The organism is Amycolatopsis sp. CA-211722, from assembly GCF_056828465.1.
Window position 1 is genome coordinate 416,629 of record NZ_CP184752.1, and the last position, 25,433, is coordinate 442,061.

23 protein-coding genes are annotated in these 25,433 nt (G+C 70.5%); 11 read left to right on the forward strand and 12 right to left on the reverse strand.

The features are described from left to right. Positions 1–51 precede the first annotated feature (51 nt). Genes ACOCEP_RS01960 through ACOCEP_RS01975 form a run of 4 tightly spaced genes read right to left on the reverse strand, consistent with a single transcriptional unit; the run spans position 52 to position 6,417 of the window. The gene (locus ACOCEP_RS01960; protein WP_482335461.1) at positions 52–2,223 is read right to left on the reverse strand and encodes a transglutaminase TgpA family protein; all 2,172 of its coding nucleotides are present in this window, start codon (positions 2,221–2,223) and stop codon (positions 52–54) included. After that, positions 2,220–3,347 (reverse strand): DUF58 domain-containing protein, encoded by a 1,128-nt coding sequence (locus ACOCEP_RS01965; protein WP_482335462.1) that lies wholly within the window; start codon positions 3,345–3,347, stop codon positions 2,220–2,222. Before ACOCEP_RS01965 ends, ACOCEP_RS01960 begins: the two co-directional genes overlap by 4 nt. A gap of 2 nt (positions 3,348–3,349) precedes the next feature. Further along, positions 3,350–4,303 carry an AAA family ATPase gene (locus tag ACOCEP_RS01970; RefSeq protein WP_410649830.1) on the reverse strand — a complete coding sequence of 318 codons (954 nt, stop codon included), beginning with the start codon at positions 4,301–4,303 and terminating at the stop codon, positions 3,350–3,352. Next, on the reverse strand, positions 4,300–6,417 hold the full coding sequence (locus tag ACOCEP_RS01975) for a fibronectin type III domain-containing protein (protein ID WP_482335463.1): 2,118 nt from the start codon (positions 6,415–6,417) through the stop codon (positions 4,300–4,302). The genes ACOCEP_RS01970 and ACOCEP_RS01975 overlap by 4 nt, the downstream gene beginning before the upstream one ends. Before the next feature lie 128 nt (positions 6,418–6,545). On the opposite strand from ACOCEP_RS01975, the gene ACOCEP_RS01980 reads away from it, so the two are divergent. Beyond that, positions 6,546–7,856: a type VII secretion protein EccE gene (locus ACOCEP_RS01980; RefSeq protein ID WP_482335464.1), complete on the forward strand. Its 1,311-nt coding sequence runs from the start codon at positions 6,546–6,548 to the stop codon at positions 7,854–7,856. Here the strand turns inward: ACOCEP_RS01980 and ACOCEP_RS01985 are convergent. Then, positions 7,849–8,325 (reverse strand): TspO/MBR family protein, encoded by a 477-nt coding sequence (locus ACOCEP_RS01985; protein WP_482335465.1) that lies wholly within the window; start codon positions 8,323–8,325, stop codon positions 7,849–7,851. The two genes, ACOCEP_RS01980 and ACOCEP_RS01985, sit on opposite strands and share 8 nt — an antisense overlap. 246 nt (positions 8,326–8,571) lie before the next feature. Between ACOCEP_RS01985 and ACOCEP_RS01990 the strand changes: the two genes are divergently transcribed. After that, complete coding sequence (locus ACOCEP_RS01990; protein WP_482335466.1) at positions 8,572–10,716, forward strand: ATP-binding protein; 2,145 nt, start codon at positions 8,572–8,574, stop codon at positions 10,714–10,716. On the opposite strand, the gene ACOCEP_RS01995 is transcribed toward ACOCEP_RS01990, so the two are convergent. Beyond that, positions 10,620–11,000: a hypothetical protein gene (locus ACOCEP_RS01995; RefSeq protein ID WP_482335467.1), complete on the reverse strand. Its 381-nt coding sequence runs from the start codon at positions 10,998–11,000 to the stop codon at positions 10,620–10,622. The two genes, ACOCEP_RS01990 and ACOCEP_RS01995, sit on opposite strands and share 97 nt — an antisense overlap. After that, entirely contained in the window at positions 10,997–12,205 is a 1,209-nt protein-coding gene (locus ACOCEP_RS02000; protein WP_482335468.1) for a hypothetical protein, read from the reverse strand. Before ACOCEP_RS02000 ends, ACOCEP_RS01995 begins: the two co-directional genes overlap by 4 nt. Before the next feature lie 319 nt (positions 12,206–12,524). Here ACOCEP_RS02000 and ACOCEP_RS02005 point away from each other — a divergent pair, with 319 nt between their 5' ends. From ACOCEP_RS02005 to ACOCEP_RS02020, 4 genes are all read left to right on the forward strand, one after another. Continuing rightward, on the forward strand, positions 12,525–15,590 hold the full coding sequence (locus tag ACOCEP_RS02005) for an AfsR/SARP family transcriptional regulator (RefSeq protein WP_482335469.1): 3,066 nt from the start codon (positions 12,525–12,527) through the stop codon (positions 15,588–15,590). A 276-nt stretch (positions 15,591–15,866) separates the two neighbouring features. Continuing rightward, complete coding sequence (locus ACOCEP_RS02010) at positions 15,867–16,190, forward strand: hypothetical protein (RefSeq protein WP_482335470.1); 324 nt, start codon at positions 15,867–15,869, stop codon at positions 16,188–16,190. A gap of 60 nt (positions 16,191–16,250) precedes the next feature. After that, positions 16,251–17,009: a nucleotidyltransferase domain-containing protein gene (locus ACOCEP_RS02015; protein WP_482335471.1), complete on the forward strand. Its 759-nt coding sequence runs from the start codon at positions 16,251–16,253 to the stop codon at positions 17,007–17,009. Between the two features lie 56 nt (positions 17,010–17,065). Further along, the gene (locus tag ACOCEP_RS02020) at positions 17,066–17,191 is read left to right on the forward strand and encodes a hypothetical protein (protein ID WP_007031507.1); all 126 of its coding nucleotides are present in this window, start codon (positions 17,066–17,068) and stop codon (positions 17,189–17,191) included. Positions 17,192–17,792: 601 nt separating this feature from the next. On the opposite strand, the gene ACOCEP_RS02025 is transcribed toward ACOCEP_RS02020, so the two are convergent. Then, positions 17,793–18,404: an HSP18 transcriptional regulator gene (locus ACOCEP_RS02025; RefSeq protein WP_482335472.1), complete on the reverse strand. Its 612-nt coding sequence runs from the start codon at positions 18,402–18,404 to the stop codon at positions 17,793–17,795. A gap of 106 nt (positions 18,405–18,510) precedes the next feature. Here ACOCEP_RS02025 and ACOCEP_RS02030 point away from each other — a divergent pair, with 106 nt between their 5' ends. Together ACOCEP_RS02030 and ACOCEP_RS02035 are read left to right on the forward strand one after the other, a co-directional pair. Beyond that, on the forward strand, positions 18,511–18,951 hold the full coding sequence (locus ACOCEP_RS02030) for an Hsp20/alpha crystallin family protein (RefSeq protein WP_482335473.1): 441 nt from the start codon (positions 18,511–18,513) through the stop codon (positions 18,949–18,951). 73 nt (positions 18,952–19,024) lie between these two features. Next, positions 19,025–19,390 carry a DUF6292 family protein gene (locus ACOCEP_RS02035; protein WP_482339540.1) on the forward strand — a complete coding sequence of 122 codons (366 nt, stop codon included), beginning with the start codon at positions 19,025–19,027 and terminating at the stop codon, positions 19,388–19,390. 70 nt (positions 19,391–19,460) lie between these two features. Here ACOCEP_RS02035 and ACOCEP_RS02040 read toward each other — a convergent pair whose 3' ends face one another. Beyond that, complete coding sequence (locus tag ACOCEP_RS02040; protein WP_482339542.1) at positions 19,461–20,285, reverse strand: SigB/SigF/SigG family RNA polymerase sigma factor; 825 nt, start codon at positions 20,283–20,285, stop codon at positions 19,461–19,463. A gap of 161 nt (positions 20,286–20,446) precedes the next feature. Between ACOCEP_RS02040 and ACOCEP_RS02045 the strand changes: the two genes are divergently transcribed. Continuing rightward, the gene (locus tag ACOCEP_RS02045) at positions 20,447–20,779 is read left to right on the forward strand and encodes a plasmid stabilization protein (RefSeq protein ID WP_482335474.1); all 333 of its coding nucleotides are present in this window, start codon (positions 20,447–20,449) and stop codon (positions 20,777–20,779) included. 214 nt (positions 20,780–20,993) lie between these two features. Here ACOCEP_RS02045 and ACOCEP_RS02050 read toward each other — a convergent pair whose 3' ends face one another. Continuing rightward, complete coding sequence (locus ACOCEP_RS02050) at positions 20,994–21,338, reverse strand: STAS domain-containing protein (protein ID WP_482335475.1); 345 nt, start codon at positions 21,336–21,338, stop codon at positions 20,994–20,996. 76 nt (positions 21,339–21,414) lie between these two features. Between ACOCEP_RS02050 and ACOCEP_RS02055 the strand changes: the two genes are divergently transcribed. After that, positions 21,415–21,792, forward strand: a complete 378-nt coding sequence (locus ACOCEP_RS02055; RefSeq protein ID WP_482335476.1) for a VOC family protein — start codon at positions 21,415–21,417, stop codon at positions 21,790–21,792. Positions 21,793–21,876: 84 nt separating this feature from the next. Further along, positions 21,877–22,659: an ANTAR domain-containing protein gene (locus ACOCEP_RS02060; protein WP_482335477.1), complete on the forward strand. Its 783-nt coding sequence runs from the start codon at positions 21,877–21,879 to the stop codon at positions 22,657–22,659. 63 nt (positions 22,660–22,722) lie between these two features. On the opposite strand, the gene katG is transcribed toward ACOCEP_RS02060, so the two are convergent. Together katG and ACOCEP_RS02070 are read right to left on the reverse strand one after the other, a co-directional pair. Beyond that, positions 22,723–24,957, reverse strand: coding sequence for a catalase/peroxidase HPI (katG, locus tag ACOCEP_RS02065; RefSeq protein ID WP_482335478.1), 2,235 nt, complete (start codon positions 24,955–24,957; stop codon positions 22,723–22,725). A gap of 24 nt (positions 24,958–24,981) precedes the next feature. After that, positions 24,982–25,407 (reverse strand): Fur family transcriptional regulator, encoded by a 426-nt coding sequence (locus ACOCEP_RS02070; RefSeq protein WP_482335479.1) that lies wholly within the window; start codon positions 25,405–25,407, stop codon positions 24,982–24,984. Positions 25,408–25,433: the final 26 nt, after the last annotated feature.

The window sequence follows — 25,433 nt, forward strand, 5'->3', positions numbered from 1 at the left end:
AGGACGCGGTGAAGGGCGCTTTCCCCACATGGCATGCGGGGAAAGCGCCCTTCAGCCCTCTTTACGACCCTTGACCGGCACCAGGGTCCGCGGCTCGAGTGCCGCCAGCACCCGAGCTGCGAACGGTCTGGTGGCCAGGCCCCGGCGTACCTCGGCGACCTCCTGCCAAGCCCTGCGGACCGCGCCGTCGCCCACCGGCACGCCGGACCACAGCGTCACGTCCAGCACCTTGGCCAGCCGGGCGACCGGCTCACGGATCCCGTCCCCGGCAAGCGATCCGGCCGATTCGGCGAGATCGCGCGGGGTCATCCCGATCCGGAACGGCACCCCGTGCGCGCGCAGCCGGTCGCGGATCTCGTCCCAGGCGCCGAGCACCCCTTCCTCACCGGACCGGCGGCGGCGCCGTCGTGCGCGGATCACCTTCGCCACCGGAACCCCCACGAGCCACAGGAGTCCGAAAAGGACGATCGTGCCGACGAGGGCGGGCCACCACCAGCTCACCCCCGCCTCCGCGCTCTGGTCTTCGGCGGATTCCGGCTGCGTGCCGGGCGGCAGCTGCGGTGGCCGCAGCTGTTGTTCGGCGGGCAGCTGGGCCCGCGCCTTGGCGACCGCCTTGCCGGGGCCCGCCTGGTTCCGGTTCGATCCCACGGCCGCGGCGGTGGGGTCGAGCGCGACCCAGCCCGCCCCGGCGACCGCGACCTCGGGCCAGGCCAGGACATCGCGGTTCCGGACGACGTGCGTGTCGCCGTCTTTCTCGGCGTTGCCCCGGAATCCGACGACGAGCCGCGCCGGGATACCGCTCATCCGCGCCAAGACCACGTACGCGGCGGCGAACTGCTCGCTCGTCCCCCGCTTGCTCTCCAGCAGGAAGTGCCGGAGCTGCGGCCAGCCGTGCCCGGTGGGCAGCTCCTCCGTGCCCGTCGCGACCTGATAGTTCGTGCTGAGGAACCGTTCCAGCTGCAACGCGGACTGGAACGTCGGGCGCAGCCCGCGCACGGCGTCCTTCGCCAGTTGCTCGACGTCGGGCGGCACCGTGCCGAGCCCGCCGAGCCCGCCCGGCGCGCGCGCGTCGATTTCGCCGGAACCGAGATCGACCTCGGGTGAGGACCAGGTGAGCCGGTAGTCCCGCACCGGGATCGCCGACGGCGATTCCAGCATCAGCGTGCCCGCGGCCTGGTCCACCAACGGCGTCACCCCGTCCACCCGGGTCAGATCCTGATGACTCGGCAGCCAGGGGCCCGAAAGGCCGCGCACCTTGAGTTCGGCGCTGCCACCGGTACCGCCAGGAGCACCCTCCAGCCGCGCCCCGAGCCGGTGGAGCCGGGAATCGGACAGCCAGTTCGCGCCGTCGAAACCGTTGAGCACGATCAGGCGCCACTGGTCGACCGGGGCGTCGCCACGGTAGCGGAACACCTCCTCGCGGGGCGAGATGAGCCGCTGGGCGATCTCGTCCAGCGGGTTGCCGACCCGGCTCCTCGGCGGCGGCGCGGCCTGGGTGTCCTTGAGCGTCAGCGGTTCCCGGCCGGCCGGGTCGAGCGCGGCGAGCGCGACCGACCCGGCGAGCAGAGCGACCACAGTGGACAGTGCGGGCCAGACCGCCGCCCCCGTCACCCGCCACGAACGCGGCACGCCGGGTGCGCGGCTCACGGACCGGACGCGGCGCCCCGACCACAGCAGGATCCCGGCGGGCAGCGCGAATCCCAGTGCCGCCGCCACCGCGACGAGTCCCGTCGACGCCTGATACGCCTGCGCCAGCCCGGCGACGGCCAGGCTCGGCACGAGCGCCACGAGCGGCTTGTTCAGCCGCAGCAACACTTCCAGCCCGAGCACGACGGCGAGCAGCACCGACAGCGGCACGAACAGCAGCTGTTCGGGGACCGGCAGCGCGGGCCAGGTGGACTGCAACGTGAGCCGCCAGCCCTCGGTGAAGCCGCGCGCCAGCCCGCGCAACGAAGCGCCGGTCGGCAGCGCGGCGAGCGTGGTCGGCGTCAAGACCGTCTCGATCAGCCCGAGCAGACCGAGTACCGCGACGAGCAGCGGCCGATACGGCGTCAGTTTGGGGAACTTGGCGGTCAGTTCGACGCAGCCGTACGCGAGCAGGACGACCACGAGCACCGGCACGAGCAGTTCCGCCCAGCCGAACACGGGCGCGAACAGCAACCCGGCGACCCCCGTCGCGCCGAGCAGCCCGGCGACCGCGAACCGATCGAATCGAGCGCTCATGCCTTGCCCACCAAGGAGTTCCATTGGGCCGCGGCACCGGCGGCGTCGACCGCGACGATCACGCCACCGGAGCCGGCCGACGGCCTGAGGTCACCGAGCCGGACCACCGTGTCGGGCCGCCAGCGGGCCGCGTGGCCGAGGTCGGCGTCCGGGCCGGTGATCACCACGAGCACCCCGCCGGGGCGTCCGGCCGCGGCCAGGGCCGAGGGCAGCAGCGGGGCGTCGTCCGCCGCGTCCTGCGTGACCAGCGCGAGTTCGTCCAGCAGCGTCCGCGCGGCGCGAACCCCGCTGTCGGTCAGGGTGTCCGCGCCGGCGGAGGTGATCAGGCGGCAGTGCTGCCCCGACGACGCCGACGCGTAGAACAGGGAGGCCGCGACCTCGACGGCCTCTTCGAAAACGGCGGGAGTCATCGACGCGGGCCGCGTGTCGAGCACGGTGGTGAACCTCGGCTGCGCAGGGTCGGCGTACTCGCGCACCATGAGCCGCCCGGTCCTGGCCGTCGCCTTCCAGTGCAGATGCCGGACCTCGTCGCCGATCACGTACTCCCGCACCGCGCGCAGATCCGCCGAACCCCGCAGCGGCGGGTCGGTGATCGGGCCTTCGTGGTGGTGCCTCGGATGCCCGGCCTGCGCCGCGCGCACCGCGTGCCGTCGCGGATGCACCCACAACCACGCGGAATCCCCGACGGTCGAGTCGCCGCGGGCGAGGTCGAACAGGTCGGGCCGGTGCACCAGCAGCGGGCCGACGCGCAGTTTCCCGCGTGTCGTCGTCGGAAGCTCGTAGTGGTACGTCGCTTCGGCGCCGGGCGCGAGCGGGCGGACCCGCAGGCGGTGCGTTTCGGTCCCGATCCCGTCCCCCGCGGCGAAACCGCCGTGCCGCCGCGTACCGGTGTTGCGCACGACGAGCGAGGCCAGGGCGGGTTTCCCCCGTTCGACCCGGTCCGGCCGGACGGTCCGGCCGATCTCCACCCGCGGCCGGAACCTGGTGGTGACCAGCGCGATCAGCACCGCGCCCGCCGCGATCCCCGCGAGGGCACGGAAGAACGTGTACCCGGCCAGTTCGCCGAGGGCGTAGGACCCGGCGGCGAAGGCCAGCACGATGACGCCGCGGCGGGTGAGCCGCACGCCTACCTCCCCATCGCGGCCATGGGAGCGGCCGTCGCGCCCAGGAGTTCGTCGACGATGTCGGCGGTCCGCCGCTGGTTGAGTTCCGCGTCGGGGGTCAGCACGAGCCGGTGGTCGAGCACCGGATGCGCGACGTCCTTGACGTCGTCGGGGGTGACGAAGTCGCGGCCGAAGGTGGCGGCGAGCCCTTGCGCCGCACGGATCAGCGCGATGCTGCCTCGCGGGCTCGCGCCGTAGCGGACGTCCGGATGCGACCGGCTCGACGCGGCCAGCCGGACCGCGTAGTTGACGATTTCCGGGGCCAGATGGGACTTCCGGACCTCGTCGATGACCGATTGGACGTCGGCGATGCCCAGCACCGGCTTGAGTTCGTCCGGGGTCACCCCGGCGCAGTCCCCCATGACCACGCGCATCTCGGATTCCACATCCGGGTAGCCGACGGAAATACGCATGAGGAACCGGTCGAGCTGCGCCTCGGGCAGCCGGTAGGTGCCCTCCAGTTCGATCGGGTTCTGCGTGGCCACCACGAGGAACGGCCTCGGCACCGCCTGGCCGACCGAATCGACGGTGACGCGGCGTTCGGCCATCACCTCCAGCAGCGCGGCCTGCGTCTTCGGGGTGCCCCGGTTGATCTCGTCCGCCAGCACCACGTTGGCGAAGATGCCGCCGGGGTGGAACTGGAAACGTTCGGCGTTCTGGTGGTAGACCATCACGCCGGTGATGTCGCCGGGCAGCAGGTCGGGGGTGAACTGGATCCGGCTCCACCGGCCGCCGATGCTGGCGGCGACGCAGCGCGCGATCGTCGTCTTCCCGACGCCGGGCACGTCCTCCATCAGCAGATGCCCCTCGGCGAACAGTGCCGCCACGGTGAGCCGGACGACCTCCGGTTTGCCGCGCACCACCGATTGCACGTTCTCGGCGATCTGCTCGTAGGCGACCCTGGGTGTGAGCGTCACAGAAGTTCCTTTTCCTTTCGTCGGCGCAGGCCGACCAGTGCCAGCGGGCCGAGCCAGACCAGCGCGCCGCCGGCCCCGGACGGCGATCCGGTCCAGCTGTCGGAGCCGGTCCCCCCGGACGTCTTGATGGTGGCGGTCACCGTGATGGCCCCGAAATAGGCCACGTTGTTGATGGGCAGGCTGGTGGCACCGGAGCAGGCCTTCGAGGCCGACCGGGCGCCGTTGAATTCGGCCTGGCAGGTCGCCGGCGCGCCCTTCCCGTCGGCCGTGACGTCGACGATCAGGCCGGTGGTCCCCACCCGGACCTTGGAGACGGTGATGGCCGGCGGAACCGACGGCACCGGCACGGTGACCTTCCTGCTGCCGGTGGCGCCGGTGAGATCGGCTCCCGAACCGAACTTCGTCACCGCGCGGACCGTGACGGTCGCGGTACCGGTGACCCCGGTGAAGTCCGCCGACGTACCCGAAACCGTGCGCTGGCCCTTGCCCGTCACGCTGACCAGGTAGTGCACCAGGGTGCCGCCGCGGAGGTCGGGCCGGGTCCAGCTCACCGAAACGTTCCCGGCGGCGGTGGCGTTCGCGGTGACGGCGGGCGCCCCGGCGGGCCGGTTCGCGGGTCCTGGGATGACCGCCTTGGCGCTGGCGCCCGGGCCGATCCCCGCCGAGTTCTCCGCGACCACGGTCAGCACATACGGGGTTCCGTTGCGCAGCCCGGAAATCGTCGTCCCCCGTGACGATCCGCCGACTCGGGTGGAGCCCCCGGTCCAGGTCACCCGGTAGCCGGTGATCCGCGCGCCGTTGTCCGCGGCCGGGCTCCACGAGACCTTGATCGAGCCGTCCCCGGACGACGCGCTCACCTTTCTCGGCGCGCCGGGCGGTGTCGCCTTCGCCACCGGCGGGGGCGCCTGCTGGGTGTTCGGCGGAGCCTGCTGCTGCTGTGGCGGCGGCGCGGGCTGGTCTCCGGACGGTTCCGGATCGGCCGACGGCGCCCCCGCGGTCTGGCTGTTGGCCGCCTTGTCGACGTCGACGTCGACCACCGTGCCGTCGTCGCCGTTGACGACCAGGACGTGCGAGCCGTCGGAGCTGTCGACGTAGATCCGGTTGTCCTCGCCCTTGGCCAGCCTCGGCGCCGTTCCCTGTCCCGGCACCTTCGTGGTGGACCGGAGCTTGCCGTCGGCGTCGTAGGTCAGCACCTCGCCGCGGGTCTCGTCCACCATGGCGACGACGTTCGACGAGGACAGCGGGCCGTTGAACCGGCTGCCCTTGGCCAGCTCGACCGAAATCGGCTTCGCGGACGGGCGATCTTCGTCGAGGCCACTGATGTCGATGAGGTGGAGCTGCTCGCGCTCCGGGTCGGCGATGGCCAGCCGGTCGCCGACGGCGCTGTTCGCGACCTGCGCCGACGGCGAAAGCTTGATGCCGAGCGGAAGGCCGTCGCCGAGCCCGTCCGGGCCGACGCGGTGGAGGCTGTCGCCGGTGGTGTCGAGCACGACCGGCCGGTCGCCGACGAGCGTGAGCCCGCCGCCGTGACCCGGCGGGAGCTGCGCGGGGCAGGCCATGACGGCGGCGCCCTTGGGCAGCTCGCAGACCGAGCCGTTGTCGACGCGGTGCGTCCAGACGGTTCCCTCGGTCGTCGCGACCGGCCGGGACAGCGGCCCCCCTGCGGGCACTGTCGCGGCCGGGTCGCCGAGCCGCACGATCTGGCCGGCGTTGCGGTAGACCAGATACGGGCCGCCGGCGACCTCCATCACGAACGGGGTCTCCGGCGCGGGCGGCGGCACGGACTCCTCCACGCTCAAGGTCGCCTTGTCGAACTCCGTGACGCGGTTCCGCCCGACCACGTAACCGGAACCGTCCCCCTGCGCGACCTGGCTGCCGTTCGCACCGGGCACGTCCGCGCGCGCGTCGACGCGGTTCGTCGAACCGTCGACGTGGAACGCGGACTGGGCGGCGTCGTTGTAGACCCAGTGCCCGACCTGGACGAACTCCAGCCGTTCCGGGGTCGCCGCCTGTCCGGTCACGGCGAGGCCGACCAGCGCCAGACAGCCCGCGACCACCAGCGCCACGGCCGTTCTCGTCCTGGCCACCGCGCTGAACCGCTTCTCGGTGTTCACGCGATCAAGCTAGAGAGCGACCATGAAATTTCGATGAAACAGCCTGTGAGAGGGCCGCGGGCGCCGTGTCATCGAAACCTCATGTTCGCCGGGGACGCTGGGGCGACACGGCTTGAGGAGGCACGACGATGACCGATCTCGGCGCGGCCAGGACGGGCGGGCGGTACCAGGCACCGCCTCCACCGCTTCCCCGGGCGGGGCCCGCCGTACCGCGGACCGCGGCCACCTCCGATCCGCTCGCCTACGCCGCGCCCGCCGCGCGCGCCGCCGCCCGTGAGTCCGCGCTGGCCGCGCTCACCGCCGCGCGCCAGGCGGAGCGGCGACCGCGAGGGTTCGTGGCCGTACCCGTCCCGGTACCCGGTGCGCCACGGCCGAACCCACCGGAGCCCGTTCCGGCGCGGCGTTCCGGCCGGTTCGGCGGGATCGGGGTGGCGCAGATCGTCTGCTGGCAGCTCGTCCTCGTCGCGCTCGTCCTGGTGGCGGGGCGGCCGTGGCCGCTGGCGGCCGCCGTGGTCACCGCCGCCGTCGTGGTTCTCGCGCTGACCGCCGTGCGGATCCGCGGGCGCTGGCTCTACGCCTGGCTCGGCTCGGCGTCCGGCTATCTGACGCGCGACCGCGACCGGGACCTCCGGAACACGGGCGAGGCGGGCCGGGCGCTGCTGCGCCTGCTGTCGCCGGAAGCGACGGGGACCGCCGGTGAGATCGGCGACGAGACGGTGTTCATGGTCAGCCGCGCCGACGGGATCACCGCTGTGCTGCAACCGAAATCGGCCGCGCGCGAGCTTCCGATGCCCTCGCCCGCGACGTTGCTGCCGCCGGCGCGCGAGCAGGCGTCGGACGCCGCCGCGCAGGTCATCCACCACGTCGGCGCGGACCGTTCACGGCCGCCGCGGGGCTGGGTGGCGTTGCAGGCGCTGCGCACCGTCGACGTCCACCGCGACGCGGACGTGGGGCAGGCGCTCGGGAACACGGTCCGGCGAGTGCGGCGCCGGCTCCGCCGCGACGGCCTGCCGGTGCGGGCACTCGCCGAAAACGAGGTCCTGGGCGTACTCGCCTCGCTGGCGCACGTCACGGCGGGCCGGGCGCGTATCCGCGAGGACTGGCGGTACTGGCACAGCGGCCCGATCTGCCAGGCGACGTTCCGCCTCGACGGCTGGGACGCGCTCTCCCCGGTCCTCTCCGCGGATCTCTCGCGCCGCCTGCTCGCCGCCGCCCCCGGGTGCGCGGTGACGCTCTCCGTGACGGCCCGCCGGAGCGCCGCCGAGACCGAATCTCACGTCAGCGCCTCGATCCGGATCGCCGCCGCGGGCGCGCAGGCGGTGGAACACGCGGTGCGGGACCTGGAACTCGCGGCCCGCCGGGGCGGCCTCGCCCTCGACCGGCTCGACGGCAGGCACGCCAAGGGAGTGGCGGCCACGCTGCCGCTCGGGGTCAGTTGAGCACGACGATCGCGGCGGTGAGCGCGGTCGCGTACAGCGTCCAGGCGAGATACGGCAGCAGCAACGCGGCCGAAAGCCGGGAAGACCGGCGGAAGTACAGGGCGGTGACGACGATCGCGACGTCGAGCAGGACGATGTCGGCGAGGGCGAGGCCGTAGGCGCCCGCCGCGAAGAACAGCGGCGTCCACGCGGCGTTCAGGGCCAGTTGCGCCGCGTACCAGGTCAGCCCCGCGCGTCCGCCCCCGGATTTCCAGTACAGCCAGCCGGACACCGCGATCGCGAGGTACAGGACCGTCCACACTGGACCGAACAACCAGGCGGGTGGCGCGAAGGGCGGCCTTTCGAGTCCACTGTAGACAGAACGGGCGTCGGCCGCGGCGAGCCCGCCGACGAGCGCGACCACCGCGACCGCGGCCAGGAACGGGAGGAACGCCAGCGGCGCGCGGATTCGTCCTGGGATCGCGGTCATCTTCCGAGCGTACGGCCGGGAACTCGCTCCCGCGCGCTCAAACCGCTTCGACGACACGAATATCCACACCAATCGTGTGGCGTACGTCTCGAAGTGCAATACGCACCACATTTTACCCGGTAGGGAGCTCGGCACCCGCGCACCGGTCGCCGATCACTAAGTCGAATGTCACACGAAGCTTAGCTGTGAGGCGGTACCGCGGCGGGCCTCGGGTGACCAGACTCGGTGCAGGGGGTGCTGTTCGGAATGGAATCAGGCGAAAGACGCGAGAACAGGGTCAGCGGGGACGTCTCCGGAACCTCGGTACAGGTCGGCGCCGTGCATGGCGACGTATTCCTCCAGCAGGGGGCGAAGCCGGTCGTTCCGCGTCAGCTGCTTCCGGTGTCCTCGTCGTTCACCGACCGGGAACGGGAACTGAGCACGCTGAACCGGCTGATCGAGGACGAACAGCGGCGAGGACCGGCACTGGCCGTGATCACCGGATCCGGCGGCATGGGGAAGACGGCGCTCGCCTCGCGCTGGATCACCGACAACGCCGACCGCTTCCCCGACGGCCAGCTCTACGTGAATCTGGGTGCTTTCGGCGCGGACGAGCCGACCACACCCGACGACGTGCTCGGAGGTTTCCTCCGGGCCCTCGGTGTACCCGCCGAGCAGGTGCCGGCGGACCTCGCGGAGCAGTCGGCCCTGTACCGGTCGGTCACCGCGGGCAAGCGGTTCGCCGTCCTCGCCGACGACGCGGACTCGGCCGCGCAGGTACGGCCACTGCTGCCCGCGTCGCCGGACAGCATCGTCCTCGTCACCAGCCGATGGCGGCTCGGCGCATTGGCCATGGACGGGGCGCGGGTACTCGTCGTCGACCCGCTGGACGAAGCCGCCGGCCTGGAACTGCTCGAAAGGACCGTCGGCACGGGGCGCGTCACGACCGAACCCGAACGCGCCCGGGAGCTGGTCGCGCTCTGCGGCGGGATGCCGATCGCCCTGTGCGTGGCGGCCGCGCGGCTGTCGACCCGGCCCCAATGGCCGATTTCCCGTCTGGTCGGCGTGCTCTCCGACGAAAAACGCCGTTTGTCGGCGCTCAGCATCGCCGACGAAGCAAGCGTGCAGGCGAGTTTCGACCTTTCCTTCGGGGAGCTGGACGCGGAGACCGCACGGGTCTACCGGCTGCTCGGCCTCCATCCCGGCCGCGACTTCGGTATCGGCCTCGCGGCGGCCGCGATCGACCGGCCCACGATGGAGACCGAAGACGCCCTGGACTCCTTGGTCATTTCGAGCCTGCTGACCGACGTCGGCCCCGACCGGTTCCGGTTCCACGACCTGACCCGGGTGCACGCCCGCCAGCGGGCGGCCGAACAGGAAGACAAGCCCGCCAGGGCGAGCGCGCTGCGGAGAATGCTGAACTGGTACCTCGACAACGTTTTCGAGGCCGATCTCGCCATCATCCCGAACCGCCGCAGGATAAGGCCACGTCGCGACCACGTGGACGAGTCGCCGTCACAGTTCGCCGACGCACGGGACGCCTTGGACTGGGTGGAACAGGAACTCGCGAACGTCGTCGCGACCATGCGCGCGGCCGTCGAAGAGGGCTGGTGGCCGGAAGTCTGGGAATTCTGCGAAGGGCTTTGGGGCTTCTTCCTGTACCGCAAGCACTACCGCCAATGGGAAAAGACGCACAAATGGGCCGTGACCGCCGCCCGGCGTTGCGAGGATCCCGTCGCGGAAGCACGTATGCACGTCCAACTCGGCTACGCCTACCTCAACACCGAGAGATTCGAAGACGCGAAGGACCAGTTCACCGCTTCCCTCGACGCCGCGCAGGCGAGCAAGGACCTCGACGGCGAGGCCACCGCATGGGAGCACCTCGGCGTCGTCGCGCAGAGCACCGGAGACCACCAACACGCGCTGGAGTGCTTCACCCGTGCCTTGCGCCTGGCGGAGCGATCGGGACAGCGTCGCGGCGTCGTCCTGCATCTGCGCCGCATCGGAGAGGCCAGCGCCGCCTTGGGCCGTCCCCAGGAGGCGATCGGTCATCTGGAACGCTCGGCCGCCGAAGCGCTGGCGATCGGCGACGTCGTCCTCCACGCGCGATCCCAGACGAGGCTCGGCGACACCTACCTCGCACTGGGCCGCGCCGGAGAAGCCGCCCGGCTGCTGGAGAAAGCCGCGAGGACGTTGCACAGTTCAGGCGCGGACCCCTACTACGCCGAAGCGCTCGAAAGTCTCGCGGAGAGCAGGCTGCGCGAGGGCGACCCTCACGCGGCCCGTATTCATCTCTCGCGAGCTCTGGAGATCTATCACGGATCGCGGGATCCGAAAGCACATCGGGTGGAAGCCCGGATCACGGCGATCGCGGCCGACACCGAAAGCTCGTCCTGCCCGCCGCCGGGATAGCGCGGCCAACCCTCGATTCCGGGGCCGGCCGGGCCGGGAACCCGGTCGTGCCCCCGGAACCGGATCAGGTCCCCGGCGATGGCCGCCACGGCTCCCGGCACCGTGGCCAGGGCGTCGCCCGCACGGCGCCACGCGTGCGGCACGGCGGGACAGATGACGAGATCCGCACGGTGCAGCGAGGATCCCGGGGTCTTGCCCACCCACGCCACCAGGACGTGGTCCGGCAGCCCCTCCTCGTCGGTCCAGCACACCTCGACGACCGCGCCGGACATCCGGGCCTTCACGGTGCGGACGTTTCTCGGGTGAGCAGCGGCACCGGAGCGACGCGGGCCGGCCGGTCCGGTTCGGGAATCCCGAGAACACGGTAGATCTCCTCGCGCAGCCGTGCCGCGGCCTCGCCCGGCATCGAGGTGATCCGTTTCCCGATCGCCTCGAGACCAGGCGGCGAACCCGCGGCGACGAGCTCGTCCACCTGGTGTCGCAAGGGCAGCGCGAAATCCAGCACCGGGGCGGCGTTGCACAGGCGCTCCGCGAGGCTCCCTTCGCGGACATCGAGCACGGAGCCGGGGCTGAGCAGTACCGGCTTCCCCAAACCCGCCGCGTACTGCGTCACCGAGCCGTGATCCCCGATCACGCAGTCCGACGCGACCAGCGCGGCTCGCCAGCCCTCTTCGGGTGGCAAGAGCCGGATACCGGCTTCGATCGCCTCCGCGAGCCACGCCCGGATCTGACGCGTTCCGTGAGCCGACCACGTCAACGGATGCAGCGCGACCATCACCCGGTACTCGTCGCCGGGCAGTGCGGCGGCCAGCCGGGCCACCAGATCCGGATGCCCGCCGAACAGCGAATGCGGCGACCAGGTCGAACTGACCATCACCAGCTTCTGGTACGACTCGATCCCGGCCGCGTCGCGGTACCGGAGCCGCAGCGGCACACTCGCCCGGATCCGGTCGTAGCAGACGTCGCCCGCCACGACGACCCGCGAAGCCGCCTCGGGAAAGACCCGGCACACGCGGCGCGCGTCGTCCTCGTGGGCGAACACCATCGCTTCCGGAACCACCCGGCCGTCACGGACGAGCAGATCCCTGGGATGCGACGGGATCCCCCTTCCGTGTGGGCTGAGCCGTGACCGGATGCCGCCGGTGCCGTGCGGCAGCACCATCACCGGCGCCTCCAGTTCGTCGACGCCGACGTGGCTGGACGCGAGGGCGAGGTCGAAGCGCATCCGCAGCGCCTGATGCCAGGGCAGGACGAGACCGCCGGAACGGCGCAGGTACTCGTCGACGCCGGGCCACGTGTCGGGGCCGTCTGGGGTGGAGAACGCGATCTGCACCCGCGCGTCGGCCTCCAGGAGGGGCAGGACGTCCGCCAGCCTGGTCCCCGCCGTCATATGCGGCACCACCGCGAGCACCCGGCGGCACCCCGTCCTGGTCAGCCATCGCTCGGCCGTCCTGCTCCCCGGCACGCGCATCCAGGAGTTCCCGGTCATCGTCGCCCCCCTCCCGTTTCCGACGGAATCCGTAGCCGATCCACCATTCCCGCCTCCACTCGTTTCAGTGATTCATCGTCACTGCGGAAAAGCGTGGCGGTGCTGTCGGTCAACGTCCTGTTCCCGGAATAACACTCCCCTTTCACGAGATGCCAGAGACGTGACAGATACCTGTCAGACACTCGCTGACCTGGCCAGATCTCGATTCACCTGCGAAACTCGACGGTGGGAGCATGCTCACTTCGGTGACACCTTGGGAGGGGAGGCCTCCGTGGAGCAGCCCATTTCACTCGGATTTCTCGGCGAGACAATCGTACGGATGCACGGTCATTTGACCGTGCAATGGGGAAGAGCGCAAGAACACGCCGTCCTCGCCGTACTGCTGGCGCAGGCAGGGCGGCGCGTTTCCATCGAAACGCTCGCGCGGCAGGCATGGCCTGAGCACCGAAGCCCGCGAAATCCCGGTGCCACACTGCATACTTACGTCAACCGGATACGCGCGACCCTGCAGCGCAGCGACGCGACCGCGAGACTCGACAACACCGGTGGCGGTTACCAACTCACTGTCGACCGTAAAACGATCGACTACTACCGGCTCAGCGAATTGATCACCTTCGCCCATCAGGCGGCCCGCGAACACGACCACGACCGAATACGGTCGCTGCTCGAAGAAGCCCTTCCGCTCTGGCGCGACATTCCGCTCGCCGAGGTGCGCACGGAATGGGCGGAGAACTGGCGTGAATCCGTGATCACCGATGAATGGATACCTGCCAACGGCCTGCTGATCGACGCGTACATCAGCCTGGAGAAGTACGATCCGGCGCTTCGGCGGCTCAATGATCTCCACCGCGAGCACGGTTTCGTCATCGGTCTGGCCCGGCGGCGGCTGACCCTCCTGCACAAACTCCGGCGGCACAACGACGCCACCGAATACTACTTCGCCGCGCGACGGCAGCTCCTCGCCGACGGCGACGACCGAGGCGCCGAAGACCTCCGCCGTTTCGCGGATTCCTTCCCCAGGGCCGAAACACCTCCGGCGACCGCGTGGCTTCCGCCGCGCGAACCGGACGTTCCCCTGCTGTTGCGCCGGATTCCCCGCGACGTCACCGATTTCACCGGCAGGGAAGCGATCCTGGCGTCTCTCGACCGGCTCACCGGTGCGCACGAAGGACCACCTCACCCCGCGGTGGTCGCGCTCGTCGGCGCGGCCGGCGTGGGCAAGACGGCCGCCGCGCTGCGCTGGGCCCATCGCACGAGCACCCGGCACGCCCTGGGCACCTTCTTCGTCGATCTCCACGGCGACGGTACCGCGCCGCGCGTCAAGACCGCCCAGGTCATCGACGATCTCCTCGACGCCTTGGGCTACGAGATCACCTCCGTCACCGGCCCCGCGGGGCGCGAGAGCAAACTCCGCGCCCTGCTCGCCGAACGCCGGATGCTGATCGTGCTCGACAACTCCGCCGGCAGTGCGCACGTCCGCCCGCTGCTCACCGCACTGGCCGACTGCGTCGTCATCATCACCTCACGCCGCCGCCACACCGCGCTTTCGGTCCGCCACGACGTACGGAACCTCACCCTCGACCTGTTGCCACCGCACGATTCGGCCGATTTCCTGGTCCGGCGTATCGGGGCGCGAACGGCCAGGGAGCCGGAGGCCGTGGCACAGCTGGCGCGGCTCGGGGACGGACTGCCGCTCGCGCTCACCCTCATCGCCGAACGCGCCGCGAATCGAGCGGGCACCACCCTGACCACCCTGGTCGGCCAGTTGCGCAATCCCGACTTCCTGCTGCACATCGGCGACGACGGCGACGGGGCGAGCCTCGACCACGCGTTCTCCTTGACCTACCAGGCGTTGCGGCCCGCCCACGCCCGTGTCTTCCGGATGCTGGGTATCCACCCCGGCGCGGAGATCAGTGTCGAAGCGCTGAGCGCGATGGCGGCCATCACCCGCTGGGAAACCCAGCGCGCCTTGGACGCACTCGCCGCTTCACATCTCGTGTTCCAGCCTGGCGACATCGATCGGTACCGGGTCCACGATCTCCTGCACCGCTACGCGGCTGTCCTCGTCAGGGACGATCCCGAAGTCACCGCGGCCCGGATCCGGATGCACTCGTTCTACTTGCACAGCGCGGACGCGGCGCATCGAACCGTCTTCCCGCACCGTCAAGCCCCGCCGATGCCTCCCCTCGAACCGGACTGCGTCCCGCACCGTTTCGGCGACGTCTCCGAGGCGCTGCGCTGGAGCCTCCTCGAGCGTTCCAACCTCGTGTCCATGGTCCGTCACGCCGCGCAGGAGGGCTTGCACGGCTACGCGTGGCGGCTGCCCCATTGCCTGATCAACACGTTGAAGCGCTACGGACTCTACGAAGACTGCATCAGCACGATGACCACCGCCATCTCCTCCGCCGCCGCGGACCGGAACGTCCACGCGGAAGCGGCCTCGCTCAACGATCTCGGCGAGATCCATCTGATCACCGGATCGTACGATCTCGCGGACCGGTACCTCGGCCGGGCACTGGAACTGTCGCGGCGGCACGGGATCGCCGTCGGCGAAGTGACCGTGACCCTGAACCTCGCACGCCGCCACCAGTACGCCGGACGGCTTCCCGAGGCCGTCGCCATCTACCGTGACTGCCTGGGGCTCGCGGAATCCATCGGCGACCGGGAACGGCACGCCGTGGCCGCTCACCGGCTGGGCGACGCGCTCGTCGAACTCGACCTTCACCACCAGGCGCTGCCCCACTATCAGCTCGCCCTCGAGCTGCGCAGGAAGTCGAACGACGTGGCGGGCACGGTCGCCACCCATACCGCGCTCGTCGATCTGTACACCGCGCTCGGGCGGCTGGACGCCGCGGATTCGCATCGGCGCCCTGCCTGTGAACTCCTCGACCAGGTTCGGGGTTTGACGGCCGCGACACGCCTGTACACGGTGATGTCGGAACTCGCGCACGCCCGGCGCCAGGATCGGGAAGCGCTACGACATGCCCAGCACGCCATCGAATTGGCCGAACGCACGAATCATGTCAATGGACGGGCGCGCGCTTTCGTGGCGCTCGGACGGATACTGGCCGATCGCGGGAACCGGGAAGACGCCCGGTGGGCGTGGCAGCAGGCCGCGGGGCACTACCGGGATACGGGCAGGGATCGGAAAGCCGTGAAAATCGACCGTCTCCTCGCCGAGATCGAGGGCCCCGAGCCGGTCGTCCCGCTCGCGAGGCCGGGCGACGAGGACACCGTGGCGCTGCCGGCGCCGCCTCGCCCGAATGGACGGCGAGCTCCTCTATCGGGTGATCATGTGCGTGACCGCACGGGGTCGGCTACCTATTCCGACCCGAATGCGCATGTCGAGCATGTATCACCCGAATGGTCGAGCAACTCTGAGTAGAGGGCGCGCTTGCACTGGCTGAAATCGGGCTCCTAGGATGACGGCGGGCTGAAAAATAGCCCCATCGCACCACATTCCTGAGGAGCACGTTGATCACACCGATGATTCTTGCTGTGCTGTCGGACGCGCCTACGATTATCGCGGTTTTCGCGGATTGGTGGAACTGCTGACGCACACCCGGTCGCCCGGGCTCCGGCCCGGGCACCATCCAGCTCCCGGAAGTACCGGTATCGTGAGGAACACCGTGCCCGACCGGACCCGACGGGGAGCGATCCGATGCCAGAACCGGTCCTCATTTCCCTTGCCGCCGCCCTCGCGGCGCGTTCCGTGGTCGGTTTGTACAAACTGGTGAAGGACAAATTCTCGGGCGATCCCGAAGCCGTGGCGGTCCTCGAAGCCGCGGAAGGCGCGGCGGAGGATTCCCCGGAAGTGCGGGCGCTGGCGACGCGGCTCGCCGCCGCCGAAGAAGAGGACCGGGACTTCGCCGAACATCTGCGTCGCGAATGGGACCAGGCCGGCGGCGTGGTGAACACGGTCTCCGGCACGGTGTCGGGAAAGGTCGTCCAGGCCCGCGACGTCCACGGCGACATCTCGTTCTGATCCCCCGGCACGAAAATTCCGTCGAGTCCGCGCGGGCACGACCCTAAGCTCGTCCGCGCGATGAACGACGACTCTTTCCTTGCCTACGTGGCCGACACGCTGGCCGCACTGCCCGCGGTGCACGCCGTCACCCTCGGCGGGTCACGCGCACAGGGCACCCACGGCCCCGGCAGCGACTGGGATTTCGCCGTGTACTACCGCGGCGGATTCGACCCGGCCGACCTGCGGGCCGTCGGCTGGGACGGCGAGGTCTCCGAACTCGGCGCGTGGGGCGGCGGCGTGTTCGACGGCGGCGCCTGGCTCACGATCGACGGCAGGCAGGTCGACGTCCACTACCGCGACCTCGGCTCCGTGGAACACCATCTCGCCGAAGCCCGGGAAGGCCGGTTCCACTGGGAGCCGTTGATGTTCCACCTCGCGGGCGTCCCGAGTTACCTGCCCGTCGCCGAACTCGCGGTCAACCGCGTGCTGCGCGGCGACCTGCCGCGGCCGGACTACCCGGAGGCGTTGCGGGAAACAGCGCCGGCGATGTGGCGAGGCCGCGCCGGCCTGACCCTGCGGTACACCCGCGGTGCCTTCGTCCCGCGCGGGCAGGCCACGGAGGTCGCGGGAGCGCTGGCCACCGCCGCGATGGAGACCGCGCACGCGGTCCTCGCGGCCCGCGGCGAGTGGGTCACCAACGAGAAACGGCTGCTGCCGCGCGCCGGATTGCGCGAGCTCGACAGGGTCGTCGCGGGTTTGCGCGCGGATCCGGATGCCCTCGCCAAGGCGGTCGACGACGCGGAAGCGCTGTTCCGTGTGGCGCGCGTCACGGAATGACCGGCGATCTTCAGCGCTACAGAGAGGTAAGACCCGTTCCGTACCAAGGGAGTGACATGTCCGCCACCGCCACGCCGGAAGAAACCGCTCTGGCCGTCCCCGCGCTCGACGACTTCGACTTCCCGCTCACCGACGGCGCCGCGTGCCGCATCGACGACCCGGACTGCGAAGCCTGCCAGTAGAGGCTGCGGCCTCGTGAGTGGTGCTCACCACTCACGAGGCGCGGCACCGGCGATCGCACGTGACCGGCCGGACGCCCCGACCGCGGCCGGGTTCCGTCGCGTGTCGTCCCTCCAAGCACATGAAGCGCCATCCGTGCACCTGCGGTGGTACTTGAACACGGCTGACCCTGGCCGCGTCCAGGCTTCGATCCGTGAAGGCCTCCTTGAGGGACTCTGGGTCCCTCAAGGAGGCCTTCACGGACAGCCCTGGGCCCTGTCGCGAAAGCCACTTTCGGGACATCAGACGTCGCGAAAGTGGCTTTCGCGACATCCCCACCAGCACGGGACCGCCCATGGTCAGACCGGCCGGTCCACGCACCCCACCGTCGTTGCGAAAGCCACTTTCGCAACGCTGAAGGTTGCGAAAGTGGCTTTCGCAACACGCCGCACCCGCGAACCACCGCGACCGGCAGGCCCCGCTCCCGCGCCATCGCTTCGAGGGCCGCCCGCGCAACCCTTCCGCCGCAAGCACGTTCAGTGCCGGCCCGACGACGCCGGGGATCGGGCCGGACCGGCGTCGAAGACCTCCGGCTCGCTCGTCGGACGGCACCGTGTTCGCCCCTCACCGTGCTTGGCGATCCCGCCGGTCGTCGACGGCGGACCGCCGGACCTGTTCGGTGTGCGCGCCGATCTCGCCGAGCCGTTCGGCGAAGCCGGTGTGCTTCCGGGGCAGCTGCGCGCGCAGGTCGGCCAGCGGCGCCAGGAGACCGGTGACGTCGTCCTCGCCGAGTACCGCGCTCACCCGCTCGGCGCTTTCCCTGGCCTTGGCGTTCAACCCGTCCAGCGCGCCCGCCTGACCGGCCAGCTGCCGCAGGATCGCCGAGTTGCGCCGCGCCCACTCGGCCACCGCGCGATCACCCGCCCGCCGGTCGCGTTCCGCGTCGACCCGCGCCTCCCCCGTGCTCTCCCCGCCGTCGGACGGCCGCAACCGCAGGAACCGCCGCTCCGCCGCCTGACGGCTCGCGACCCCCAGCGCGGGGGCCAGCGCCGTCCAGCTCGTGCCGCCGGCGCGAGCGGCCGCGATCAGTTCCGGCTCCCAAGCCGCCAGTTGCTCACGGACCGCCTTCAGCGCGACCAGCGCCGCCAGGAGCCGCTCCGGTCCCGCGACACCGGAGCGGGCCTCGGCCACGACATCGCGCACGGCACGAACGGTCTGGGCGGGGTCTTCGTCCATAGCTGTCATCCAATCGACGACTTGGTGGTTGTCATCGTTTCGATGACATGTTAGAACAGTAGGGCGTGTTGACACCAGAGACAGACGACCCAGGAGGTGGAACCCGATGTTGATGCGCACCGACCCGTTCCGCGAGCTGGACAGGCTGACCCAGCACATGTTCGGCGCCGCGAATCCGGGTACCTGGTCCAAGCCGGCCGCCATGCCGATGGACGCGTACCGCGAAGGCGACGAGTTCGTCGTCTGCTTCGACCTTCCCGGCGTCTCCGCCGACGCGATCGAGCTGGACGTCGAACGCAACGTCCTGACCGTCAAGGCGGAGCGGCGGCCGGCCGCCGGAAAAGACGCCCAGATGCAGGTTTCCGAACGTCCGCTCGGCGTCTTCTCCCGCCAGCTGTTCCTCGGCGACGCGCTCGACACCGACCGCGTCGCGGCCGGCTACGAAGCGGGCGTGCTGACCCTGCGCATCCCGATCGCCGAGAAGGCCAAGCCGCGGCGCATCGAGATCACCGGTTCCGCGTCCGACCGCAAGGAGATCCAGGCCTGAGTGGCCTCGTCCGGTGCGGGCCGGGCCCGCACCGGACGAGGCTGGGGAAGAAGGGAAGTCCTCGTTGCTCACCATGCCTGTCCGCCACCCGCACACCCGCGACGCCGTGTGGGGGTATCTCGCCGAAGTCACCGGGGTCCTCGGCGTCGGCCTCGAATCCTGCACCGTCGACCACGACAGCCCGGTCTCGGCGTACGTCGCGCTCGACGAGCGGCTCCCCACCCATCCGGAGCGCGACGTCGCCCTGCTGTGGGACGAGATCCACGGCTGGGCCGTGGCGATCGAGACCCACTCCGGCGAGGATCTCCTCGTTCTCCGTTACCTGGGCGGGAAGACCGCCACCCCTCGCCCCGCCCAGGTCGCGCGTTTCGTCGCGGCGGTCCGGCAGGACGATCACCGCGTCGGACAGCTGACCCCGCCGGATTTCGGCGTCCTGTGACCGCGGCCCGCGCCGGGCACCTCCTCGTCGTGGCGGGAAGCACGAGGCCGTCCGGGGCCCGGCGCGTCGTTCAGCCGCTGAGCCTGCCCCGCAGATCCTGCAGGATCTTCGTGAGCAGGCGGGAAACGTGCATCTGGGAGATACCGACGCGTTCGGCGATCTGCGATTGGGTCATCCCGTCGAAGAACCGCATCGTGACGATCGCCCGCTCCCGCTCCGGCAGCTTTTCGAGCAGGGGCACCACGGTGTGCCGGTCCTCGATGTGCTCGAAGCGGGAATCCAGTTCCCCCACCACATCGGACAGCGGAATGGCGCCCTCGCCCTCGTTGACCGGCCGGTCGAGGGACGACGTCTGATAACTGTTCGCGGCGAGCAGTCCTTCGCGGACGGTGTCGACGTGCACGTCGAGATGCCCGGCGAGTTCGGTGGGGGTCGGTGCGCGGCCGAGGGTCTGGGTCAGTTCCGTGGTCGCCCGCGCGAGCCGGGTGCGCAGTTCCTGCATCCCGCGCGGGACGTGGACCGCCCAGCCGGTGTCCCGGAAGAACCGCCGCACCTCGCCCATCACCGTCGGCACCGCGTACGCCAGGAACTCCCCGCCCTGCCCCGGATCGAACCGGTCGACGGCCTTCATCAGGCCGATCCGCGCCACTTGGATCAGGTCTTCCCGCGGCTGCCCCCGTCCGCTGAACCGGACGGCGATGTGCTCGGCGATCGGCAGCAGTTCGAGGATCAGGCGTTCCCGCAGGCGCCCCCGCTCCGGGTGACCGGCGGGCAACGCGGCCATCTCGTCGAACAGGGGACGGCAATGGGAGTAGTCGTCCTTGCGCCGCGCACGACGGGCGCGAGGAGCCGGGACCACGTCCTCCCGCAGGGCGACGTGATCGATGTGTTCCATGAGCGACGCAGCGTTCACCAAAGTCACCTTCTCCCCGTGTCGCCGTATCGATACCCGGCGGGCGGGGACGGCAAACATCGCCCCTGCCCTGGACAGGTGATCTTTCGATTGGCCGGCGGGCCGGACGGGTATCCACGGATCACGACGACGAAGGAGGAACCGTGCCCGAGCAGAGCTGGAGCGGCAAACGCGAACGTCAGTACGAGCACATCAAGTCCTCGCAGAAGAAACGCGGCGCGAGCACCGGCCGCGCCGAGGAGATCGCCGCACGCACGGTGAACAAGAACCGCGCGCAATCGGGTGAGTCCAAGACGGCGAGCAAGAGTTCGACCAAGGACACCTCGCCGCAGAAACGGGGCGGACAACGCTCCGGTAACCGGAAGGGTCCCGGCGGGCCGACCAAGGACCAGCTCTACAACGAAGCCAAGAAGCGCGGCATCAAGGGCCGGTCCAGCATGACCAAGAAGGAACTGCAGAACGCGCTCGGCCGCTGATCGGGACACCAGGCGGCGGACTGTCCGGCCACCGGCGGATCGCGGTGCGGATCACCCACGCCGGCGACGAGGAGACGGTGTCCGCTGGTACGCGGGCTGACCCGCCACGATTACGACCGTCCGCCGTCGAGCAAGTGCCGCTCGACAAGGCCGAGTGCCGCGTGAGCGCGGAGATGATCAGCCCTCCCCGGCGAGGTGTTCGCCTACGCCGCCGCTAGGCGTCGGCCACCTTCAGGGTGGGCAGCAGCCCGGTGAGTTCCAGTGCCCGGCGCAGGACCTTCGACGGCGCGAGACTCAAGTCGATCCCGGTCTCCTCGCAGTGCCGGTTCAGCTGCACCAGCACGGAAATCCCCGAGGAATCGCAGAAGCCGACGCCGGTCATGTCGATCACCGCGGCGCCTGGAGCATCGGCCAGCAGCTCGAAGAGCTCGGCGCGGAGCCGGGAACTGGTCGAGATGTCGATGTCACCCGCCACCTCGACGGTGATCGCTGCGGTCGAGCGGGCCGCCTCGACCACGACGAGAGGAGCGGCCTGCCCGGCTTCGGTGTCGATCGCCATCCATCGACGGTAGAAGGGTGTGGACGGGTCCGCAACCGTCGCACCGGGACGGACCGCGTGGGGTTATCCTCGCCGCATGGCCTGCCGTATCACCGAACTCGTCCTCGACTGCGCCGACCCGGTCCGGATGGCGGCCTTCTGGTGCGAGGTGCTCGGGTACGTCGAGATCGGCAAGGACGGGGAAGACATCGAGATCGGCCCGCCCGGCGTGGGCTTCGGCGGACCGCAGCCGACGTTGATCCTGAGCCGCGCCGACGATCCGAAGCCGGGCAAGCTCCCCCTGCACATCGACGTGAACCCCACCGACCGCGATCAGGACGCGGAGCTGGAGCGGTTGCTCGCCGCCGGGGCGCGGCCCGCCGACGTCGGCCAGACGGGGGACGAGTCGTGGCATGTGCTCGCCGACCCCGAGGGGAACGTGTTCTGTCTTCTCCGCGCCAGGGTCGACCCCTGACCCATTGTCCACAGTGGACTCGATTGGTGGATGCCTCCGACGGGTACCCGTCGGAGGGCACCGAACACGACTGGATGGTCAGTGATGGCGGACGAACGACTGTGGCAACGCGACAAGGCCGGATTCGGCGCCGGCGAAAGCGCGGCGGCGGGCCCGCTGGCCGAGCAGTTCGCCGAACTCACGCGTCTGCTGCTGGCCGCCTCGACGCCCGCCCAGGTGCTGGAACAGGTCGTCGACGCCGCGTACCGGGTCGTCCCGGGCGCGGACCTGGTGTCGGTCACCCTGCGGGCCCCGGACGGCACCTTCCACACCCCCGTCTGGACCGGCGAGGTGGCGCTGGCGCTCGACGAGGTGCAGTACCGCGCGGGTACGGGGCCGTGTGTCGACGCCGCCGCCAACGGAAGCCCCGGATACATCCGGAGTGAGGACCTGGAGGCGGAGAAGCGGTGGCCGGACTTCTCCCGGGCCGCCGTGCGGCACGGGTACACCGCGATCCTGTCGACCGTGCTGGTGCCCGACGCGGCCCCGCCGAGGCTGCCCGGTGCGCTGAACATCTACAGCCGCCGCCCCGGCGCGCTCGATTCGCGAGCACAGGACACCGCGTTGCTGCTCGCGACCCACGCCTCCCTCGCGCTGGCGGCCACGAAAGCCGTGAGCCGGGCGGAGCTGGAAGCGGGTCACCTCCGGCGGGCCGTCGAATCGCGTGACGTCATCGGGCAGGCGAAGGGGATCCTCATGCAACGACGCGGCCTGACCGCCGACGAGGCCTTCGACCTGCTGCGCCGCACGTCCCAGGACCTCAACGTCAAACTCGCCGAACTCGCCCGCACCCTGGCCACCCGGCACACCGAACTCGACGTCCCGTGAAGCGCGTGAAGGCCCCCTTCCCTCGGCTGAGCCGAGGGAAGGGGGCCTTCACGCGCAAGGACCTCAGGCCAGGTCGAACCGGTCCAGTTCCATGACCTTGGTCCAGGCCTTGGCGAAGTCGGCGGCGAACCGCTCACGCGCGGCCTGCCCCGCGTAGACCTCGGACAGCGCCCTCAGCTGGGAGTTGGAGCCGAAGACGAGGTCGACCGCGGTGGCCGTCCACTTCACGTCGCCGGTGGTGACGTCGCGGATCTCGTAGACGTTCTCCTCCGACTCCGACACCTTCCACTGGGTCCCCGGCGAGAGGAGGTTGGTGAAGAAGTCGTTGGTGAGCACGCCGGGCCGGTCGGTGAAGACACCGTGGCGGGTGTCACCGGCGGTGATCCCGAGCGAACGCAGGCCGCCGACGAGGACGGTCATCTCCGGGGCGGTCAGGTCGAGCATGTACGCGCGCTCGACGAGCAGGACCTCCGGCTGCAGCTTCTCCTCGGGACGCAGGTGATTGCGGAACCCGTCGGCACGCGGTTCGAGCAGCTTGAACGACTCGACGTCGGTGTCCTCCTGCGTGGCGTCGGTGCGGCCGGGGTGGAACGCCACGCTCACCTCGGTGCCCGCGTCCCGCGCGGCCTTCTCGACGGCGGCCGTGCCCGCCAGCACGATCAGGTCGGCCAGCGAGATCTTGGCGCCACCGGCGTCGTTGAACTCGCGCTGAATGCCTTCCAGCGTCTCCAGGACGGTCCTGAGCTCTTCCGGCCGGTTGACCTCCCAGTCACGCTGGGGTGCCAGCCGGATCCGCGCGCCGTTGGCGCCGCCGCGCTTGTCGGTGGACCGGAAGCTCGCCGCGGCCGCCCACGCGGTGCCGGCCAGCTGCGCGACCGTGAGCCCGGATTCGAGCACCTTCGTCTTGAGGGCGGCGATGTCGGCGTCCCCCACGAGCTCGTGGTCGACGTCCGGCACCGGGTCCTGCCACAGCTGCGGTTCGGGCACCCACGGTCCCAGGAAGCGGCTGACCGGGCCCATGTCGCGGTGCAGCAGCTTGTACCAGGCCTTGGCGAACGCGAGGGCGAAGTCGTCCGGGTTCTCCAGGAAGCGGCGCGAGATCTTCTCGTACGCCGGGTCGACGCGCAGCGCCAGATCCGTGGTGAGCATCGTCGGCTTGTGCTTCTTGGCCGGGTCGTGCGCGTCCGGGATGATCGCCTCGGCGTCCTTGGCGACGTACTGCTTCGCGCCGCCGGGGCTGGTGGTGAGCTCCCATTCGTAGCCGAAGAGGATCTCGAAGAACCGGTTGCTCCACTGCGTCGGCTTGTCGGTCCACGTCACTTCGAGACCGCTGGTGATCGCGTCGGCGCCCTTGCCGCTGCCGTGGGTGCTCAGCCAGCCGAGCCCCTGCGTCTCGAGCGGGGCGGCTTCGGGCTCCGGGCCGACGTGGTCATCGGCGATGCCCGCGCCGTGGGTCTTGCCGAAGGTGTGACCGCCGGCGATGAGCGCGACGGTCTCCTCGTCGTTCATCGCCATCCTGGCGAAGGTCTCCCGGATGAAATGCGCCGCCGCGGCCGGGTCCGCGTTGCCGCGAGGCCCTTCGGGATTGACGTAGATGAGACCCATCTCGGTGGCGCCGACGTCGGGCACCATCTCACTGTCACTGGCGTAGCGCTCGTCACCCAGCCAGGTGTCTTCCGGGCCCCAGAAGATCTCCTCGGGTTCCCAGGTGTCCACCCGGCCGAAGCCGAAACCGAAAGTCTTGAACCCCATCGATTCCAGCGCGACGTTCCCGGCGAGCACGAGCAGGTCGGCCCACGAGATCCGCTGGCCGTACTTCTCCTTGACCGGCCACAGCAGACGCCGGGCCTTGTCGAGGTTGGCGTTGTCGGGCCAGCTGTTGAGCGGGGCGAAGCGCTGCGCGCCGTCTCCGGCGCCGCCTCGGCCGTCGTGGATGCGGTAGGTGCCCGCGGCGTGCCAGCTCATGCGGATCATCAGGCCGCCGTAGTGGCCGAAGTCGGCGGGCCACCAGTCCTGCGAAGTGGTGAGCACCTCGGTGATGTCGCGTTTGAGGGCCTCGACGTCGAGTTTGGCGAATTCCTTGGCGTAGCTGAAGTCCGCGCCGAGCGGATCGGCCTTCGGCGAGTGGGCGTGCAGCACCGACAGGTCCAGCTGGTTGGGCCACCAGTCCTTGTTGGTGCGCGGGCGGCCGCCCGTCTTCGGCGTCGGCGAATCGATCGCCGGGTTCTCGCTCTCGCTACCGTGCGCGGTCACGGAGTCGTGGGCCACGGGGCAGCCCTTCTCCGGGGTGTCACTCATTTCTTTCCTTCCGGGCAGGCGAATTCATCGCTGGACAGGTTCGGCCGCGCAATCGGGGCACCGGCCCCAGTAGACGACCTCCGCCTCGTCGATCACGAATCCGTGATCGCCCGAGGCGGTGAGACAGGGGGCATGGCCGACGGCGCAGTCGACGTCCGCGATCGCACCGCAGGACCGGCACACGACATGGTGATGGTTGTCCCCCACCCGGGTCTCGTAGCGGGCGAGCGCGCCGGCCGGCTGGATACGCCGGATCAGCCCGGTTTCGGTGAGCGCCCGCAACACGTCGTAGACCGCCTGGTGGGAGACCGAGGGAAGGTCGGCCCGCACCAGCGCTATCACCGTTTCGGTGTCCACGTGCGGATGATCGCGCAGCGCCGCGAGCACGGCCAGCCGAGGCCGCGTCACGCGCAACGAAACCGCTCGCAGCCGTGCCTCGAAGTCGGACATCACCTCCGACGATAAGAGCGTCTTTG

Coding starts and splice junctions, on each gene's coding strand:
- ACOCEP_RS01960 (WP_482335461.1), bottom strand. CDS start 2,223: ATGAGCGCTCGATTCGATCGGTTCGCGGTCGCCGGGCTGCTCGGCGCG.
- ACOCEP_RS01980 (WP_482335464.1), top strand. CDS start 6,546: ATGACCGATCTCGGCGCGGCCAGGACGGGCGGGCGGTACCAGGCACCG.
- ACOCEP_RS01985 (WP_482335465.1), bottom strand. CDS start 8,325: ATGACCGCGATCCCAGGACGAATCCGCGCGCCGCTGGCGTTCCTCCCG.
- ACOCEP_RS01990 (WP_482335466.1), top strand. CDS start 8,572: ATGGAATCAGGCGAAAGACGCGAGAACAGGGTCAGCGGGGACGTCTCC.
- ACOCEP_RS02000 (WP_482335468.1), bottom strand. CDS start 12,205: ATGACCGGGAACTCCTGGATGCGCGTGCCGGGGAGCAGGACGGCCGAG.
- ACOCEP_RS02005 (WP_482335469.1), top strand. CDS start 12,525: ATGCACGGTCATTTGACCGTGCAATGGGGAAGAGCGCAAGAACACGCC.
- ACOCEP_RS02010 (WP_482335470.1), top strand. CDS start 15,867: ATGCCAGAACCGGTCCTCATTTCCCTTGCCGCCGCCCTCGCGGCGCGT.
- ACOCEP_RS02015 (WP_482335471.1), top strand. CDS start 16,251: ATGAACGACGACTCTTTCCTTGCCTACGTGGCCGACACGCTGGCCGCA.
- ACOCEP_RS02020 (WP_007031507.1), top strand. CDS start 17,066: ATGTCCGCCACCGCCACGCCGGAAGAAACCGCTCTGGCCGTCCCCGCG.
- ACOCEP_RS02025 (WP_482335472.1), bottom strand. CDS start 18,404: ATGGACGAAGACCCCGCCCAGACCGTTCGTGCCGTGCGCGATGTCGTG.
- ACOCEP_RS02030 (WP_482335473.1), top strand. CDS start 18,511: ATGTTGATGCGCACCGACCCGTTCCGCGAGCTGGACAGGCTGACCCAG.
- ACOCEP_RS02035 (WP_482339540.1), top strand. CDS start 19,025: ATGCCTGTCCGCCACCCGCACACCCGCGACGCCGTGTGGGGGTATCTC.
- ACOCEP_RS02040 (WP_482339542.1), bottom strand. CDS start 20,285: ATGGAACACATCGATCACGTCGCCCTGCGGGAGGACGTGGTCCCGGCT.
- ACOCEP_RS02050 (WP_482335475.1), bottom strand. CDS start 21,338: ATGGCGATCGACACCGAAGCCGGGCAGGCCGCTCCTCTCGTCGTGGTC.
- ACOCEP_RS02055 (WP_482335476.1), top strand. CDS start 21,415: ATGGCCTGCCGTATCACCGAACTCGTCCTCGACTGCGCCGACCCGGTC.
- ACOCEP_RS02060 (WP_482335477.1), top strand. CDS start 21,877: ATGGCGGACGAACGACTGTGGCAACGCGACAAGGCCGGATTCGGCGCC.
- katG (WP_482335478.1), bottom strand. CDS start 24,957: ATGAGTGACACCCCGGAGAAGGGCTGCCCCGTGGCCCACGACTCCGTG.
- ACOCEP_RS02070 (WP_482335479.1), bottom strand. CDS start 25,407: ATGTCCGACTTCGAGGCACGGCTGCGAGCGGTTTCGTTGCGCGTGACG.